Origin of the sequence: Amedibacillus dolichus DSM 3991 (assembly GCF_000154285.1) — a bacterium.
GTDB lineage: Bacteria > Bacillota_I > Bacilli_A > Erysipelotrichales > Erysipelotrichaceae > Amedibacillus > Amedibacillus dolichus.
Genome location: NZ_DS483478.1, coordinates 89,326 through 105,817, shown reverse-complemented (window position 1 = coordinate 105,817; position 16,492 = coordinate 89,326). Strand labels below are relative to the sequence as shown.

The following is a 16,492-nucleotide window of genomic DNA, read 5'->3' as shown; positions in this document are numbered from 1 at the left end:
TTGTCATGCACCTTGAAATTCATTCCAAGCATTTGATCACACGCTGCTTGATTTCCTTAAAAAGCTCACTTTGACGGGATAAATGTGCTTTAACATCAATAATTCTAGCTGTATTGATAAACTTCGCATCATTGATAAACAATACGCTTTCCTTATTCATGCCCTCCACCTTTCCCAAACGCATCAAATGACGCTTTCCATTCGGATTATCCTTGCTGTAAGCCTGCACATAAGCTGTATGATTGCCACTCATCGGCACTACAAATGCTTTATTATGAAAGAATGCCAATATGATACCAAAGTGTTGATAACCGATTTCCGATACATAGGCTTCTCCAAAATCAATATAACAAATATCTCCCACACGAATATCCACTCCCAATTGCGCACAATTCGTCGCATTCCTTCGCATACGCAAATTTTGATCCGAGATAAAACGTGAAATGCCTTCCTTAACATCTAAGCTTTTATAATCCGCACTCTTTTCTTCTACATAATGATCCCAAAGCTCATTCCAATAGATTTTATCCCCCAAAACACCCTGCGCATTATCCTGTGCCAAAAGCTCATATAATTTTTTTATTTCCATACATACCACCTCTACTTATATACTTACGCTACTTTTTATACATAAACGTGAAAAATAAACAAATACGTGATAATTTTCATGAAAATTCAAATTTATTTGAATGCTTTACCTCTTCTTTCTAGCCCTTATAAATTCACTAACAGTCCATATTCAAAATATCTTTTTGGTATACAGCATAAAATAAATGTATAAATTTTTAAAAATCATTCGGGTTGAAAATACAGAATCATCAACAAAAAAATGGATACGTACATACCTATCTACCTTTAGCGCAATTTGTATCAAAGGTCCTAAATCGTGTGGTAAAACTTGGACATCTTCCTACCATTGCAATAGTGAGATATATCTTGAAGAACCAAGCAAAAACTTCCAAAATAGAAAATCAGCAGAAATGGAACCATCTTTAATATTAGAAGGCTTTACTCCTAGATTGCTAGATTGCGCATGCAAACCATGTCATTATACGAGTCAAATGATTCCTCTGGCGATATATCCTTGCAAGATGACCGGTTCTATCAGCTTAAAAAAATCATCGAATTGGTCATTCACGGTGGTTGGCTCGCAAGCATTGAATTGCCTATGAAACAAGCTGCCTTGTTACCTAAAGAATATATCGAGGTAGTATTAAACGATGATGTTTATAGAACCGATGGCGTAAAAAGAGATATTCATAAGATGCGATTGTTGTTACGCTCACTAGCAAGAAACGAAAATACAACAGTTACAAACAAAACCTTAAAAAATGATATAGAGGATAATGATGACAAAGATATTGATGTAAATACCCTTGCAGAATATCTAAATATATTCTCACGTTTATTCATCATTGATAACCAAAAGCAAGCAAAATTCGTTCATCAATCAGAGTTAAACAAGCCGAAAAAAGACATTTCTGCGATTCCTCACTCGCCTGTGCATTATTTATGGACTATCGAATGCTGCATATCAAAGAGATGATGGCATATTTGTAGTGCCTATCACTGCCTTAAAAGACTAAAGCTGTGAGAACAGGATTGCCAAAATCCTGTCTTTTTATTTTTTAGTTATTTAACTGTTACCACCACTTCTTGTAAAAATAGCTCAAAAAAAGCTGTAACCTCCAGTTGAAGTACAGCTATGTGTTTATTTTGTTTTTTTATTGGTCTTAGAAAACATATAATAGAGCTGCTTGCTTTTACGATACATACGATTTGCTAATGATAGAATGGGGTGATATTGTTTCGATATCATACCACTAAATTCAATAAACAGCTCCATAATCAAACCAATCACAAACAAAACTACCAATCCGGTTGCTTTGTTAATGATATAAGCATAAGCGGTAAAGCCAAACATTGCCGTTGCGATATACAACAAAATCACCGTATTGCGATGTCCGAAACGCTGCATCAACAAATGATGAAGGTGCATTTTATCCGCATCGGAAAACTTATGTCCGGAAAGCTTACGACGTAAAATCGCTCCAATCGTATCGACAATCGGCACTGCCAATAATAAGATCGGTAAAGCCAAGGTCATAACCGTAGAGCCCTTGAATCCCAAAAGCGAAATAACCGAGATGATAAAGCCCAAAAATAACGCACCGCAATCTCCCATAAAAATGCTGGCAGGGTGCACGTTATAAAACAGAAAGCCTAGAATAGCACCTACCAAAAGCAGCGACATGGTTTGAATATCCAAGCGTCCCTCTACAACCGAAATACAGGCAATAACCATCAAGATAATGGCACTGATACCGCCCGCTAAGCCATCTAATCCATCAACCAAATTGATAGCATTCGTAATACCGATGATCCAAAGCAGTGTTACCATGATGGAAACAAGACTGAAATTGATCGTAATATCAAAAGGCAATCGAATCGTATCCAAGGAAATACCGCCAACCCACATCACAACAAGGGCAGCTACGATTTGAAACAGCAGCTTTCCATAAGGTGGAAGTTCAACCATATCATCAATCAATCCACCGATAAACATAATCGTACCACCAATCAAAATACCGTTCATGGTCGCATCGGCTTTCATAAATACCGCCATGCAAATGATGAACGAAACATAGATTGCAACTCCGCCGATACGGGCAATCTTTCCGCTATGAATCGTACGCTGATTGGTTTTCGCATAAATGCCCAAATGACAGGCAATGCGTTTTAAAAGCGGCGTAATCACCACTGAAAGAGCCATTGGAACCAAAATATACACCAGCCATTCCACGATGATCACCCCGCTTACTACCTTTGTTCTACTGTACTAAATGCAAGTTTTCTAATAAAATACCGGTTCCCTCGGCAACACAACGCAAAGCATTTTCCGCAACATATACCGGAATATGCAGCTCATTGCGCAATAGCTCATCAATACCACGAAGCAATGCACCTCCACCGGTCAGTACGATACCGCGTGTTACGATGTCGCTTGCCAATTCCGGAGGTGTTTGTTCCAACACGGTCTTACAAGCACGAACAACGTCCTGTAAACTTTCTGCCATGCTTGATTGAATCTCACGTGAATTCAAGGTAATCGTTGTAGGAAGTCCGGTTACCAAATCACGACCGCTAACCTCAATCGTATCACTTGCACTGCCCTTCCAAGCCGTACCGATCTGCTTTTTCACATCTTCTGCCGTACGATCTCCAATCAGCAGTTTCTTTTCTTCTTTGACAAATTTAATAATATCGCGATCGAAAGTATCACCCGCTACCTTCAAAGATGTGCTGGATACGATTTCACCCAATGAAATGACCGCAACATCGGTTGTTCCACCACCGATATCAAGCACCATACAGCCACTTGGCTTACCGATATCCAAACCGGCACCGACAGCCGCAACTTTTGGTTCTTCTTCGATATATACTTTTTTCGCACCGGCACGATATGCCGCATCACGAATCGCATTACGCTCTACACTGGTAATATTGCTTGGGCAGCAAATCAAGATCGTAGGACGTTTAAACATTCCTTTAATCGCAAGCTTTTTAAAGAAAAAGTTCAACATGATCTCCGTTACCTCAAAATCCGCAATAACACCATCCTTCAAAGGTCGAATCGCAAGCACTCTGCCCGGCGTTCTTCCAAGCATATCTTTTGCGTCCTGTCCAGCCGCTAAGCACTTCTTTGTTTCTGCATCTATGGCAACAACACTAGGTTCGTCGATTACAACGCCTTCCCCTTTTACATACATCAAGAGGTTCGCTGTTCCTAAGTCAATTCCAACTTCTTTTGAAAACATTTATATTTCCTCCGTTCTTCAAGCATACAACATTATAACATACTTTTAAAAATTAAAAACCTAAAATATGGCTTTCTTACGACAACGTAAGGATTGCGCAAAGGAAGCCTTTTGCCCCTTAAAATACATAAAATAGTACCTGCTTACGGTACTATTTCAGTTCCTCTATCGTTTTGCCATACACACTTTCCGGATCTCTTATTTGACCGCCTTTTGTAACAACGATGTGCAGATGATTTCCCAGCTCCTTATTGTAAATATTCTTACCTGCCTTACCGATCACTTCACCGCTTTTTATTTCATCACCGTTTTTTACCAACACTTCGGAAAGACTTTGATAGGTAAATACCACATCATCATAGGCAACACTGACGCTTTGGCCGAAGATCGGATCGTCTTTTACCTCACTGACCTTTCCATCATAACAGGATACTACCTCAAAGGCTTCCTCCCCGAAGGTGTAATCCATACCTTGATTTCCACGATATACACCCTCAAACAAGGTCATGCTTTCAATATCTCCCTGCTTACCGTCAAAAAAATCAAGTGCGGTTGTTGCTTGTACCGTAAAGGGAAGCCCGATCTTCTTTGCACTATCCGGAAGCGCCAAGACGGGAAGTTCCTCCTTAAACACCGGTGCAGCTGGTTTTTGCTTATTCATATAATCGTATGTGAAGTATGCAACACCTGCGACAAAAAGACAGGTCAGTGAAAGAAAAACCTTTTTTTTCGATAGCTTTCGCTTATTCGTATAGCTATACATAATCATCACCTCTCGTGATGATTATGCCCTTATCCAAGCCGCTTTATACATCTATATACATCTATTTTTCAATCTTGATACCTTGATAGTAATGCTTCAATATTTCCTTATAGCTCTTTCCTTCCAACGCCATTGCCTGCGCTCCCTTTTGCGACATACCAATACCATGTCCATATCCCTTGGTTGTTACTGTATATTGATTATTTTCCCTCGCAATCGTAAAACAAGAGGAGCGAAGTCCTAGCTTTTCACGGATCTCACGTCCGCTAAAGGTAATACCATCGATCGTAATGCTTTTCACATAGCCGCTTTCATAGTAAGCAGGAGCGGAAAGTTGGGTAATCGAATGAACAAAGCCTAGTTTATTCGCAAATTCCTGTGCTGTAAAAACTACTTGCTGCTCAAATCCATCACTTTCCTTGTCCCAATGACTGTCCACACTTCTTAAATATGGCGTTTCCTTGTTCCAATACTCATGTGCATTGGCTGTTTTCCCACATGATGTTGAAAAGAATACCGCTGAAATCGGCTCTCCCTCATAGGTCATGATCTCTCCTCGTGTCTGTTCGATCGCACTTTGAATCCGTTTATGATAATAATCGTAATCATCGCCCCAAATTTGTCGTTGCTGCGCCTCATCATGATATACCTGTGAGGACACCGTATCATCAACCTGAAAATCCCGTTGGGTTACAAAGGTTCGCGCCGCTACACATTGTGCCTTCAACGCTTCCATTTCATAGGAAGCCGGCATTTCCGAACCGACAACACCCTCTAAATAGGCTTCCAATGCCAGCTCTTGCTTCGTACCATCTTGTCTTGTCAGATGCACAACAGGCTCCTTCTTTTGTGTTTGAAAAATACCTTCCTTAATATCCTCCCATAAGACCTCATACGTATTGTTATGTACCAACAGCAGAAACACGCCCACCACGATAAGCGCTATAACCACCGCCTTGATATACACCTTCATTCAATCACGCCCTTATCCCATTATATGAAAGCCAATTTACCAATATACATATAAGCCTTAACGCTTTTTACGAACCTCGCTCGGTGAAACATGATAATACTTCTTAAACACTTTATTGAAATACAGCTGATCGTCCATTCCTACCGCAGCTGCGACATCTTTGATCATTGCGGCATCATTCACCAAAATCTCCATTGCCTTTTGCATCTTCTTTTCATTGATATAATAATTCATATTCTTTCCGGTTTCGTTTTTAAACATACGGCTTAAGGTACTTTCACTCATTTCAAAATGCTGCGCGATCATACACAATGTCAGACGTTGATCCAAATGTGCCTCTACATATTCCATTACATCGACTACTTCCTTACGATACTTATTGGTTTCCTCGCTTTTCAGCCAGCTGTCAATGACCGTAAAAGATTCGTCCAATACCTCATCTAGCTTTTCTATGGTTTCTGCCATGCGGATTTGTTCATTTAGCTTATCGAATGGAATAGCAATCTTCTTCCCTTTGGAAATCTCATTTCCCTCCATATTATTAAAGATAAAAACGAAATAATCCTTTACCGTTTTCGGATCGATCCAGTGCTCTCGCATATAGCTTAAGGCTTCCTGTTGCAGTTGAGCAATACTTGCGAAATCCCTTGCTTTTTGAGCCTCCAAAATATCCAAATGCACATGCAAATCATCTAAGCTCAACTCATGAAATGGCTGATAGCCCTCACTTTGAATCAGCACACCTTCTCCTTCATAAAACCGCTGCTCATGCGCCTCCAATAGCCTTTCATAAGCCGGAATGAAATCTTCAAAGCTATGCAAGGCATCAGATACCGTAATACTTACCGCAATATCCATATATTGTGCGATATTGCGAATGATACTGTTACAAATATTCACAACTCGTAGTTTTTCTCCACTGTTAAATAAAATCATACCGGAATGATTGCTGATAAACAATAAAGTATGCTCCATGCTTACCGGAATACACTCCTTTATCAAATCATGCAGATGAGCTTGCAAGCGATGATGATCCTTGATCTTATCAAGATATAGGAAATCAATATTATCAATACGAAAATAAGCCAACTGATAATGCGCCTCATATCCAACAAAATAAGGCAATGCAAAGATACGCTCATACTGTGCCTGATTAACCAAATGCTCGTTTTTCATCAAAACCAAATTTTGTTGAAGCGCCTGAATAGCGGTGTGCATTGCCTCATCATTCGATGTACTATTGGCGATACAGCATTGCTTTGCCTGCGTAATAATGGAGATCAAATCCTCCTTTTCCAATGTTACCTTCAACAAATAATCGAATGCTCCTGCCTTCATTGCCGTACGTACATATTCAAAATCAGAGTAGTTGCTTAACGCAATGACTGCTGTATCCGGCTTATCGGCTTTGATTTGTTCAATCAGCTCTACTCCGTCCATTCCCGGCATCTTTAAATCGGTAATCACAATTTCCGGCTGATGAAGCTTAAAAAGCTTCATTGCTTCTTCCCCATCTTTTGCGCTTGCCACAACCTCACAGTCCAATGCATGCCAATCAATCATCGTTTTCAATGTCATACGTATCAGTCGTTCATCATCTACAATCATTACTTTATACATGAATATCACTCCTTTGTAAATGGAAGCAGCAGCGTTACGATCGTACCAAAGCCAATCGAGCTTTGAATCTGCATGGAATATTTTTCTCCATACATCAAACGAATACGTTCGGATATGTTATCAATGCCGATTCCGCTTAAGTTACGATTGCTATTCTTACGTTCCTTTGGTTTGAAACCTTTTCCATTATCACCAATCGAAATCTTTAAATAATGATGATACTTCTGCGCCCGAATCGTCAATAGCTGATGCTCGCGATCCTCCTCAAATGCATGTAAAATACTGTTTTCTACGATTGGCTGCAACAAAAATTTCAAGATTTTGCAATCCTTTACTTCCTCATCAATATTATAGACGGTTTCAAACAGATCGCCATAACGCAGTTTTTGAATAATGATGTAATTTTTTAGGTTTTCGATTTCCTCCGCTACGCTTACCTCGTCCTTTTGATCGGTTATCGTATTACGCAGCAGCTTTGCCAATGCACTAATGCCTTCTCCTACCGGCTTGTCATCGTTCATCAAAGCCAAAAAGTGCAGCGTATTTAGCGTATTGAATAAAAAGTGTGGATTGATCTGGGCTTGTAAGAGCTGAAATTGAGTTTCACGCTTTTGTTCCTGTTCCGATTCCACCGTTTTCACCAGCTCCTCAATGCGATCCAACAGCTCATTAAAATTAACTGCTACCTGATGCACCTCATCATTGCCGTCATCGACTACACGCTGTACCAAACTGCGTTCTTCATCAATCGAGCGCATCGTGGTCAAAATATTATTCATCGGATCATAAATGCTGTGATAAATAAAGAAAGCAATGATTTCCAATACGATTGTTAGTAAAATTCCATACAATAAAATCATATTGCGGAAGTTGTGCAGCTCCTGATACAGATTTTCTTCGCTGATCAAGCTTACGATCTGCCAATCCATTCCCCTCACCTTTTTGCTTGTTACATAATAATTATCTTCACGCAAAGAAAATGATTTTTGTGAAAAATCAAATTTGATATCGGAAGGAAGATGCTTTGTACCAAATAAATACTCCCCTTGTTCATCGGCAATGACCAGCATGCTTCCCTCACGATCCATGCGTGTAAACGAAGGACTTAAGGCATCAAGAGGAAATCCACATACTGCATAGCCGATAAGCTGTTGATTCTTACGAACATTTTGAATCAATACGATTTCCTTCAATTCCTCCACATATACCCAACTGTTTTCTTCTTGTTCATCTTTCCTTTCCAGAATAGTGTCCAATGGATAAATGTGTGCTCCCTCTTTAAAAATCAAATGCGCATCTGCATCAAACAGTTGAAAATCCTTTCGCAGACGTAAATAAGAGTTTTCACTCATATAGGCTTCAAAAGCCTGCTTATAGGTGTCCTCATCTGGGTATGCAAGCATTGCGGAAAAATTGCTTTGCTGCATGATTGTTGCCAGCTGTTCCTCAAGCTTTGTTGTATTCAAATAAATATTTTCTTCCGTCATATCAACAAAGGCCTTTGCACTCTGTTCACTTTTGTCATACAAAATATTGGCACTGATGACATAATACAGCAAGAAAATAACCGCAATCAAAACAAGCGGTACTACAATAAAGGCAAAAACGATGCGTGATTTCATGCCCTTCTTTCGTAAAAATTTATAAAACTTGGAAATCATAAAAGCAGGCTCCTACATATAATACGTAATGGAAAATAAAAACTGTCCTACCAAATAGCCTAAAGCCAATGCCATCAGCAACAACAACAGCTGTACCTTACCCGGCTTTCGAACATCACAAAGCTGTTCAAAACGTACTGCCGAAAGTGCCCAAAAGCTTAGCATAAAGCTTATGACATATACACATAAGCGAACCAAATAGCTTCCCATAAAATCCTCCCTTTACTTACCTTATTTCTTTAATGCCGCTTCCAGCATTGCCTTGGAAATCGGACCTTCACGCAAAATTTTCAACTTTCCGCTTGTCATATCCACAATGGTGCTTGCCACCTTACCTCCGGCTTCTCCAAGTACGATCCCATCAATTCGTCCATCTAGCTGAGAGAGCACCTGCACATCGACTAGTCCGGTTGCTTCTCCGGATAAATTTGCACTAGTTACCAGCATCGGTGAGCCCACCTGACGAAGCAGCTCTAAAACAAAATCATCTTGAGGCATACGAATACCAATCGTTTCCATTCCATTTGTTACAAAATCCGCAACACTGTCCTTCTTCTTTAAAATCATCGTAAAAGCCCCCGGCATAAATGCAGCTGCCAGCTTTTTGGCTTCTTCATTCAAAACCGCAATTTCCTCCATTTGCGCTAAACTTCCTACCATGGTCGGTATCGGCTTATTCTCCGGACGTCCTTTGCTGTATTTCAATGCAGCTAGTGCTTCCTCATCGTAAATCACTCCCAAGCCATAGACCGTATCGGTGGGAAAAGCTATTACTTTTTTTTGCTTAAGCTGCTTTACAACGGCTTGTATATCCTCTTTATGATAACGTATCGTTTCCATTCTACACCAACTTTCTTCTTTCTATTTTACCATACCAAAGGCAATGTGTTTGCAAAAACATCAAAATCATATTATCATTATGAAAGAAAGAGAGGTTTGCTTATGCTATTTATCGAATATCCTCCTTGCTCCACATGCAAGAAGGCAAAGAAATATTTAACGGATCATCATATTGCTTTTGAAGCACGACACATTGTAGAAAATAATCCAAGCTACAAGGAATTAGCCTTATGGCATAAACAAAGTCAGCTTCCTTTAAAGAAATTTTTTAATACCTCCGGTAAGCTTTACAAGGAAATGCAGTTGAAGGACAAACTAAAGGATATGAGTGAAGAGGAACAGCTTCAGCTATTAGCAAGCAATGGTATGCTTGTTAAACGTCCTTTACTGATTCATGAAAATACGGTACTTGTCGGTTTTAAAGAAGAAGATTATCAAAGCCTTTGTCAATAATTGAGAGGTTATGGTATCATACAGCTAGAGTTTGGGGTGAAATCATGGATTTAGGAGAATCATTGGAAGATTACTTAGAAACGATGCTTATCTTAGAAGAACGTCATGGCAAGATTCGCAGTGTTGATGTTGCGAATGAAATGGCTGTTTCTAAGCCAAGTGTAAACAAAGCAATGAAGATATTAAAGGAAAAAGGCTTGCTTTTACAAGAAAGCTATGGCGATATTCATTTTACCGACAGCGGTAAGCAATTAGCAGATAAAATCTATCATCGCCACAAGACCATATCAAGCTTTCTATGCAATGTCTTAGGTGTTGATGCCGAAGTAGCAGATGAAGAAGCCTGTCATATCGAGCATGTAATCAGTGAAGATACCTTTCAAAAAATCGCAAATTTCAAAAAATAACACATCAAAAAGACAGAGTCTTTTTATGATCGAACCATTCGAAATGCCGATCCTAGACATCTGTCTTTTTCATTAAGTATTATTTTACATGTTTATTTTTTCTATAAAGCGCATAGATTCCTATACATGAAACAACAAGCAATGCTGCATAAAGCATCACATGGGTAGTATCTCCGGTAGATACATGATTGTTGTTTGTGCCATTTTGTGAAGTGTTCGCTCCATTGGAAGCATTGCCATTTGTATCCTGTCCACCATTTCCTTCCGGTGTTTCAGGTTTCTCTGTATCCGGATTTTCAGGTGTTTCTGTACCTCCTGAACCGCTATCCTCTTTTTTCACCTCAACCGTCAGCTTATTGCTCTTTGTAATATCATAAGAGCTTGATGTAGATTCATGCACCGTTTCCGTATAAACAACAGCAATTTCCTGTTTGCCTTCTCTTTGACTATCAAAGCCGACAATCGTTGCCTTGTCTGTTACATCTCTTGCATATCCAGTGTCATAATGAGCAGTTACTTTAATATCCAATTCCTCGCCAAGTACATACGTTTGTTTTCCACTGATTTCGATAGAATCTAATTTCGATTTTACCAACTTTGTCGGAATTTTCACATTGGCTATATCCTTAAGACTATTGGCTTTTTGGAACATTGTTTCTCCATCTTTTCCATCTACTTTATAACCGGCATTTCCATATCCCAATAATTCAATCGGTGTTTTGCCAAGCTCTTTTGCGGATAACAATGATTGTGCATAGTAAAGAATTGTGCCACGTTTCAAGTGATATTGACTGGTAATCATTGATATGGTTTTAATATTTGGCATATTATAAAGAATTTTAAAGCTATTTTGTGCATTTCCAGCCGTATCCGCAGCTTCCGTTTCCACTAGGATTCTTTCTTCTGCCACTCCATGTTCTACAAGCCAATCATGCATTCTTTGACCTTCTGTCCAACCATTCTTTTCAACTCCGCCGGTAACAAGCACATAAGAATTTGGATATTTTTGCGCACTTGCTAAAGCTGTTTCTAAGCGACCGATCAGCTCCGGCTTCATCGTTCCATCTGAATTTAAAGCAAATCCCAACACAATAAACGCATGGGAATTATCGTTTGGAAGTCCATCGGGTGCTACACCGATATTTTCAACCATTTCCTTTTCCGTATAATCCCAATAATCCATAATTGCTTTCCATGTTTCATAATCCTCTGATGAAACCTCTTTTAAAGTATCCAATGTCCTTAGCACATCAGTTTCGGCACCATCTCGATAATAACCGATAAGACTTCCGATCAAAGTATCTACATCTTGTGGCTCATCTGCCAAAATACGAGTGCCTCCACCAAAGAAGGACATACTTAGAACTAGCGATAAACTAATAATTATCTTGCAGATTTTCTTCATGCTTACCCCTCCTTTTATTACCAGTTCTTCTAAAAATATTATAGTCCTTTAAAAAATAACTGTAAATAGAAAGCGGTTACATTTTTTTGAACGATAGATAACATTTATGAATTAGAATAAAAAAAGCGCATGGATTTCTATCCATAACGCGCTTAATTTTGATACCCTAACAAACACCTCGTCTGATTGCTTCCGCTATCAATGCAGGCTGAATATCCGGATATGTCCAATGTTCAATCAGATTCTTTGTAAGTATTGTTTTTTCGATTTCATAATGCAGCTGTGGCTCAAAGCTTTTAACATCGGCATAGTAAAGCATTCCAAAGCTTTCCTCTCCATTTGAAGCATCATCTTTTTGTACCGAATAAACACAGATTGCGTGCATATCAAATGTTAAAGCACCGCTTTCCTCATACAACTCTCGCTTAGCAGTGTCGATAATAGCTTCTCCTTCTTCTCTATGCCCACCACAAAGCTCATAGGTATCACGTTCACGATGCTTACAAAACACCCATTTTCCCTTATGTTTGGCAATAATAACCGCAAATTTTAATAATTCATCGGCAACTTCTTCATAAAAACGAACACTTGTCATATCTTTCTTTTCCCTTTATTATATCCATCTTGAAAATACATACTTGAAGCAGACATAACCATCAAAAATAAAATTCCTGTCTGTATCCAATACACTGTGTAATCCAGCATTCCATGCAAGAGTACGGTTACAAGAAAACCAACTATTAACCCAAATAAAGGAACATCTATTTTTTGTGTAAAGAGTTTGACAGCTTCTTTTAAATTACTGAAAAAATATACAGCAACAATCAATACCGGAATGATGCCATGACTAAGAATAGGATCTAAATAGATACTATGTGAATGGTTTGTCGGGTGTCCGTTATAGAGTGGATAAATTTGTAAATAGGTCATTGGCCCTTCTCCAAACAATGGGTGTGCCTTTATTCCTTGAATAGCTGTTGTCCATATACGTTCACGTTTGGCAAAATCCTTTGTTATATACGCGGCACGTTTCATCAGCTCCGGATTCATCAAGACAAATCCACCAACACCTCCGATGCTGACAAGAGAAAGAGCAAAGAGCTTATACATTCCGCAAAACAAGATCAATAACGGTACACTTACTACAAACGGTACCCATGCTGTACGACAACCGGTAAACACAAGCATAAACAAATTAGCAATTACCGCAAAGCCATACCATAGAGTATGCTTCACAGACTTCCATTGCAAAGCTTTATAAAAACATAGTAAGACAGTAAATTCGATGATCATAGCGTAATAATTGGCATTAAAACTGCCGACATGCACGCGGTTTTTAGGACTATTCGCAATAAACAGCTCAAAGACGCTATGATCTAAACGCTGACATATCAAATAATATTCGATACAGCCCCAAACGACAAAAAACATTGAACAAACTATGCAAATATCTAACAGCAGCTCGAAACAAGGTTTTGTAATTACCGTACGATAATAAAAAATATACAGAAAAACAAGAAGCAGTCCGATACCGCAAGCAACCCCTATCCAATTTTCATAGAGAGCTGCCACAATTGTCGTGATGATACAGAATACCAAAGCAAAACGTGAACGAGGTACTTGTTTAATGATAGTCAACAACCTTTTTTCACGTAGCATAGCTATGATTATCCACAAAACCACAACTGCCGCCAAAGCATAATGGATATACAAAGAAGCTCCTACCAAAAGAATACGTTTTTCATCTGTACTAAATTGATCTAACAAATGGTGTAGCTTCACATTTAAGTTTCCCACTTTAATTCCTCCATTCCAACAGAATTATTATAGCACATTCACAGATGCAGAAAAGCTGACCTTGGCAGTCAGCTATTTCTTTAGGTTATATAAATCCGTTTCAATCTTAGACATTTCTAATTGAATATCCGGTATCTTTGCGTTTAGTTGCGATATACTTGCCTGTAAATCGTTGATTTTCTTCGTATTATCAACCAATCCGCCATTGCTGTCAAATTCCTGTTTTGCCAATTCGTACTGATACTTGGCATTATCGTATCGTTGAGTAGCGGTTTTATACTCCGCAGATTCCTTATCGCTAATAGAATCCATCAATAGTTTCGCATCGTCCATTTTTCTTTGCGCATCGTCCATTGCAGTTTTACGTGCCTGTGAATTTTTTTCCGCTTGCTCAAGATTTTGAATTTCCCCTACTTTTTCATTGATTTGATTTTCAATGCTTTTAATTTGATCCTCATATACCTGATATTGTTTTTCTAAACGTGAAATTTCCGCACTGTTGTCAGTAATATCCTCTTGTGGCGTGCTGTTTTGTTGATTGGTATCCTTGTCCTTATGATCTTCTTTATCTTCAGGAACAACCTCTTCAATGTCCTCATCATCGTTATTAAAGAAAACAGAATAAATACCATAGCCAACACCGGCTATCAACACAATTGACAAGATAGAAATGATAACAATTGTGATAATCTTGTTCAATTTCTTTGCTCTTTCCTCTTCTTCGGCAGCACTTCGTTTCTTAGCTTTCTTTGCTTTGGCGTGTTTTGTTTCTTCCTCCACTTCAACATTTTCTTCTAAAGCATCTTGAAGTGTATCTTCCGGTTGTGTACAAAAACTTGCCTTTGCTTGAGAGTCCATGATAACCAATGTCTTATCTTCGTCCAAAGGTTCTTCGTTTTCTGTGAAATCCTTTGTTTCCTTTGGTGGAATATAAAAACCGGTTTCTTCATCATCTTCTTTAGGAATTGAAGCTTCCTTCTGCTTTTTCATCTCATTTATTTTTCGGCGCAATTCACTTTCTTCATTGTACTGATGAATCATATCATCTAAGCTTTCATCATCTTGCATCAAATCATCGCGTTCATCTTTCAACATAAATATCCTCCATGTCTTTTAAGTTCTTAATCATTATATCATTCTTCTTAGCAATCTGTTGATAGCATTTCTTAAATTTCACTTAATTTTATAAACAAATGATATTTTTTATGCATGTTTTGATGATACGCATACGATAAAACTTTTATAGCTTGATGCTAGAATAAAAACCGTATCAGTTAAATGTGAGAGTTAAAGCATCTTATGGTATACTGTCATAAATTATTAACACAGAAAGAAGAGGAATTTAATTATGGCTAAACCTACATTTACAGATGAATTTAAACAAGGAGTTGTTCAGTATGTACTTGATCATCCTGATGAATCTAAACTTTCTATTGCTAAACGTTTTGACATTGCTGACAGTACTGTTCATAAATGGGTGAAAGATGCTGATAAAAATAATGGTACTATTGTTTCCAGAGGTTCTGGTAATTTCTCTAGTGATGAAGCTAAAGAAATTGCTCGTTTGCGTAAGGAGCTTAAAGATACACAGGATGCGCTTGATGTCTTAAAAAAGGCTATTGGCATACTGGGAAAATAACGAAACAGGAACTTTATTATCAAATCAAAATAAAAAAGCAGAATGATAATAATGCTTCGATTTCCGGTATGCTCGATAAACTTAATGTCAGTAAATCAGGATATTATGATTATGTTAACAGAAAACCTTCTAAACAAAAAGTTAGAAAACAAGAACTCAGTAAAAAAATAAAAGCAATTCATGAAGAATCACATGAAATTTATGGAGCACCGAAAATAACTGTAAAACTGAATCAGTCAGGAATAAAAGTCAGCGAAAAATATGTGGGCAATATTATGCGTGAGATGGGTATTAAAGCCCATTATATCAGACCATGCACAATAACCACTAAGGACAGTGATTTTTCATCAAAACTGAAGAATATTCTAAAACGTAATTTCAATCCTGAAAAGCCGAATTCAGCCTGGTGTACAGATATAACCTATATTTGGACACAGGAAGAAGGATTTGTGTATCTGACAAGTATAATGGATTTATACTCAAGAAAAATAATAGCCTGGAAACTAACAAAAACAATGGAAGTAGAGGAAGTATTAAAATGTCTGGAAGAAGCAAAAAGGAGGAGAAAAACAGATAATCCGGTAGTAATACACAGTGACAGAGGTGTTCAATTCACATCAAAAAAATACTATAATCTAACGGTAGGAATGATCGGCAGTTACTCTAAAAAAGGGAATCCATGGGATAATGCATGCATAGAATCATTTCATGCATTGATAAAAAGAGAATGGCTAAACAGAAAAAAGATAAATGACTATTCAGAAGCTTATCAGATGGTATTTGAATACATAGAAGGATTTTACAATACAGTAAGAATACATTCTCATTGTGATTACCAATCTCCAAACAAATATGAAAAAAACTACTACCAGAATAATTTAAACTAAAAATTGAAAATTCTTATATTTTAGTTGTCCGAAATCTTGACATAGTACCACACTTTTCTTTCCACGTCGTTCTCCGATAAGCATTCCTTCTGCCAATCCTGCTTTCTTACCTTCCTGCTCATAATACATACATATATGGCTCATTTCTTCTACCTCCTCTTCCATCGTTTCCGTTACCTTTATTCCAAATTGCTTCCTCAATATCTCCAACTTCTCCTCTGCACTATGC

19 protein-coding genes are annotated in these 16,492 nt (G+C 38.2%); 5 read left to right on the top strand and 14 right to left on the bottom strand.

All coding sequences use genetic code 11. The features are described from left to right. Positions 1–19: 19 nt before the first annotated feature. On the bottom strand, positions 20–589 hold the full coding sequence (locus tag EUBDOL_RS09945) for a hypothetical protein (protein ID WP_004800822.1): 570 nt from the start codon (positions 587–589) through the stop codon (positions 20–22). A gap of 453 nt (positions 590–1,042) precedes the next feature. On the opposite strand from EUBDOL_RS09945, the gene EUBDOL_RS11640 reads away from it, so the two are divergent. Then, on the top strand, positions 1,043–1,546 hold the full coding sequence (locus EUBDOL_RS11640) for a DUF4143 domain-containing protein (RefSeq protein ID WP_218915112.1): 504 nt from the start codon (positions 1,043–1,045) through the stop codon (positions 1,544–1,546). Between the two features lie 165 nt (positions 1,547–1,711). Here the strand turns inward: EUBDOL_RS11640 and EUBDOL_RS09935 are convergent, their stop codons facing one another. The 8 genes from EUBDOL_RS09935 to EUBDOL_RS09900 form a co-directional block, all read right to left on the bottom strand. After that, on the bottom strand, positions 1,712–2,803 hold the full coding sequence (locus EUBDOL_RS09935; RefSeq protein ID WP_004800818.1) for an MraY family glycosyltransferase: 1,092 nt from the start codon (positions 2,801–2,803) through the stop codon (positions 1,712–1,714). Between the two features lie 28 nt (positions 2,804–2,831). Continuing rightward, a complete protein-coding gene (gene mreB / locus EUBDOL_RS09930; protein ID WP_004800817.1) occupies positions 2,832–3,818 on the bottom strand; it encodes a rod shape-determining protein in 987 nt (328 codons plus the stop codon). 151 nt (positions 3,819–3,969) lie between these two features. Next, positions 3,970–4,581 (bottom strand): M23 family metallopeptidase, encoded by a 612-nt coding sequence (locus EUBDOL_RS09925; RefSeq protein WP_040463805.1) that lies wholly within the window; start codon positions 4,579–4,581, stop codon positions 3,970–3,972. Between the two features lie 61 nt (positions 4,582–4,642). Next, positions 4,643–5,554, bottom strand: coding sequence for a stage II sporulation protein D (gene spoIID / locus EUBDOL_RS09920; RefSeq protein WP_004800815.1), 912 nt, complete (start codon positions 5,552–5,554; stop codon positions 4,643–4,645). A gap of 57 nt (positions 5,555–5,611) precedes the next feature. Next, the gene (locus EUBDOL_RS09915; RefSeq protein ID WP_004800814.1) at positions 5,612–7,174 is read right to left on the bottom strand and encodes a response regulator transcription factor; all 1,563 of its coding nucleotides are present in this window, start codon (positions 7,172–7,174) and stop codon (positions 5,612–5,614) included. Between the two features lie 5 nt (positions 7,175–7,179). Then, positions 7,180–8,835: a cache domain-containing sensor histidine kinase gene (locus EUBDOL_RS09910; protein WP_004800813.1), complete on the bottom strand. Its 1,656-nt coding sequence runs from the start codon at positions 8,833–8,835 to the stop codon at positions 7,180–7,182. A gap of 12 nt (positions 8,836–8,847) precedes the next feature. Beyond that, on the bottom strand, positions 8,848–9,045 hold the full coding sequence (locus EUBDOL_RS09905) for a DUF1146 domain-containing protein (RefSeq protein ID WP_004800812.1): 198 nt from the start codon (positions 9,043–9,045) through the stop codon (positions 8,848–8,850). A gap of 21 nt (positions 9,046–9,066) precedes the next feature. Further along, positions 9,067–9,675 carry an L-threonylcarbamoyladenylate synthase gene (locus EUBDOL_RS09900; protein WP_004800811.1) on the bottom strand — a complete coding sequence of 203 codons (609 nt, stop codon included), beginning with the start codon at positions 9,673–9,675 and terminating at the stop codon, positions 9,067–9,069. Positions 9,676–9,771: 96 nt separating this feature from the next. Here EUBDOL_RS09900 and EUBDOL_RS09895 point away from each other — a divergent pair, with 96 nt between their 5' ends. Both EUBDOL_RS09895 and EUBDOL_RS09890 read left to right on the top strand, forming a co-directional pair. Continuing rightward, positions 9,772–10,128, top strand: a complete 357-nt coding sequence (locus EUBDOL_RS09895; RefSeq protein WP_218915111.1) for an arsenate reductase family protein — start codon at positions 9,772–9,774, stop codon at positions 10,126–10,128. A gap of 44 nt (positions 10,129–10,172) precedes the next feature. Beyond that, a complete protein-coding gene (locus tag EUBDOL_RS09890) occupies positions 10,173–10,535 on the top strand; it encodes a metal-dependent transcriptional regulator (RefSeq protein WP_022421036.1) in 363 nt (120 codons plus the stop codon). A gap of 79 nt (positions 10,536–10,614) precedes the next feature. Here EUBDOL_RS09890 and EUBDOL_RS09885 read toward each other — a convergent pair whose 3' ends face one another. The 4 genes from EUBDOL_RS09885 to EUBDOL_RS09870 form a co-directional block, all read right to left on the bottom strand. Further along, complete coding sequence (locus tag EUBDOL_RS09885) at positions 10,615–11,940, bottom strand: YdcF family protein (protein ID WP_004800808.1); 1,326 nt, start codon at positions 11,938–11,940, stop codon at positions 10,615–10,617. 166 nt (positions 11,941–12,106) lie between these two features. Next, positions 12,107–12,535, bottom strand: coding sequence for an NUDIX hydrolase (locus EUBDOL_RS09880; protein WP_004800807.1), 429 nt, complete (start codon positions 12,533–12,535; stop codon positions 12,107–12,109). Continuing rightward, positions 12,532–13,737: an O-antigen ligase family protein gene (locus tag EUBDOL_RS09875; RefSeq protein WP_004800806.1), complete on the bottom strand. Its 1,206-nt coding sequence runs from the start codon at positions 13,735–13,737 to the stop codon at positions 12,532–12,534. The genes EUBDOL_RS09880 and EUBDOL_RS09875 overlap by 4 nt, the downstream gene beginning before the upstream one ends. Positions 13,738–13,809: 72 nt before the next feature. Beyond that, positions 13,810–14,832 carry a hypothetical protein gene (locus tag EUBDOL_RS09870; RefSeq protein WP_004800805.1) on the bottom strand — a complete coding sequence of 341 codons (1,023 nt, stop codon included), beginning with the start codon at positions 14,830–14,832 and terminating at the stop codon, positions 13,810–13,812. A 253-nt stretch (positions 14,833–15,085) separates the two neighbouring features. Between EUBDOL_RS09870 and EUBDOL_RS09865 the strand changes: the two genes are divergently transcribed. Beyond that, on the top strand, positions 15,086–15,376 hold the full coding sequence (locus EUBDOL_RS09865; RefSeq protein WP_004798671.1) for a transposase: 291 nt from the start codon (positions 15,086–15,088) through the stop codon (positions 15,374–15,376). Beyond that, positions 15,373–16,263: an IS3 family transposase gene (locus EUBDOL_RS09860; RefSeq protein WP_303395100.1), complete on the top strand. Its 891-nt coding sequence runs from the start codon at positions 15,373–15,375 to the stop codon at positions 16,261–16,263. The genes EUBDOL_RS09865 and EUBDOL_RS09860 overlap by 4 nt, the downstream gene beginning before the upstream one ends. Here EUBDOL_RS09860 and EUBDOL_RS11775 read toward each other — a convergent pair. Further along, positions 16,255–16,464, bottom strand: a complete 210-nt coding sequence (locus EUBDOL_RS11775; protein WP_235713715.1) for a hypothetical protein — start codon at positions 16,462–16,464, stop codon at positions 16,255–16,257. The genes EUBDOL_RS09860 and EUBDOL_RS11775 overlap by 9 nt on opposite strands. Between the last annotated feature and the right edge of the window lie 28 nt (positions 16,465–16,492).

Coding starts and splice junctions, on each gene's coding strand:
- EUBDOL_RS09890 (WP_022421036.1), top strand. CDS start 10,173: ATGGATTTAGGAGAATCATTGGAAGATTACTTAGAAACGATGCTTATC.
- mreB (WP_004800817.1), bottom strand. CDS start 3,818: ATGTTTTCAAAAGAAGTTGGAATTGACTTAGGAACAGCGAACCTCTTG.
- EUBDOL_RS11640 (WP_218915112.1), top strand. CDS start 1,043: ATGTCATTATACGAGTCAAATGATTCCTCTGGCGATATATCCTTGCAA.
- EUBDOL_RS09900 (WP_004800811.1), bottom strand. CDS start 9,675: ATGGAAACGATACGTTATCATAAAGAGGATATACAAGCCGTTGTAAAG.
- EUBDOL_RS09945 (WP_004800822.1), bottom strand. CDS start 589: ATGGAAATAAAAAAATTATATGAGCTTTTGGCACAGGATAATGCGCAG.
- EUBDOL_RS09925 (WP_040463805.1), bottom strand. CDS start 4,581: ATGTATAGCTATACGAATAAGCGAAAGCTATCGAAAAAAAAGGTTTTT.
- EUBDOL_RS09880 (WP_004800807.1), bottom strand. CDS start 12,535: ATGACAAGTGTTCGTTTTTATGAAGAAGTTGCCGATGAATTATTAAAA.
- EUBDOL_RS09885 (WP_004800808.1), bottom strand. CDS start 11,940: ATGAAGAAAATCTGCAAGATAATTATTAGTTTATCGCTAGTTCTAAGT.
- EUBDOL_RS09905 (WP_004800812.1), bottom strand. CDS start 9,045: ATGGGAAGCTATTTGGTTCGCTTATGTGTATATGTCATAAGCTTTATG.
- EUBDOL_RS09915 (WP_004800814.1), bottom strand. CDS start 7,174: ATGTATAAAGTAATGATTGTAGATGATGAACGACTGATACGTATGACA.
- EUBDOL_RS09910 (WP_004800813.1), bottom strand. CDS start 8,835: ATGATTTCCAAGTTTTATAAATTTTTACGAAAGAAGGGCATGAAATCA.
- EUBDOL_RS09870 (WP_004800805.1), bottom strand. CDS start 14,832: ATGTTGAAAGATGAACGCGATGATTTGATGCAAGATGATGAAAGCTTA.
- EUBDOL_RS09865 (WP_004798671.1), top strand. CDS start 15,086: ATGGCTAAACCTACATTTACAGATGAATTTAAACAAGGAGTTGTTCAG.
- spoIID (WP_004800815.1), bottom strand. CDS start 5,554: ATGAAGGTGTATATCAAGGCGGTGGTTATAGCGCTTATCGTGGTGGGC.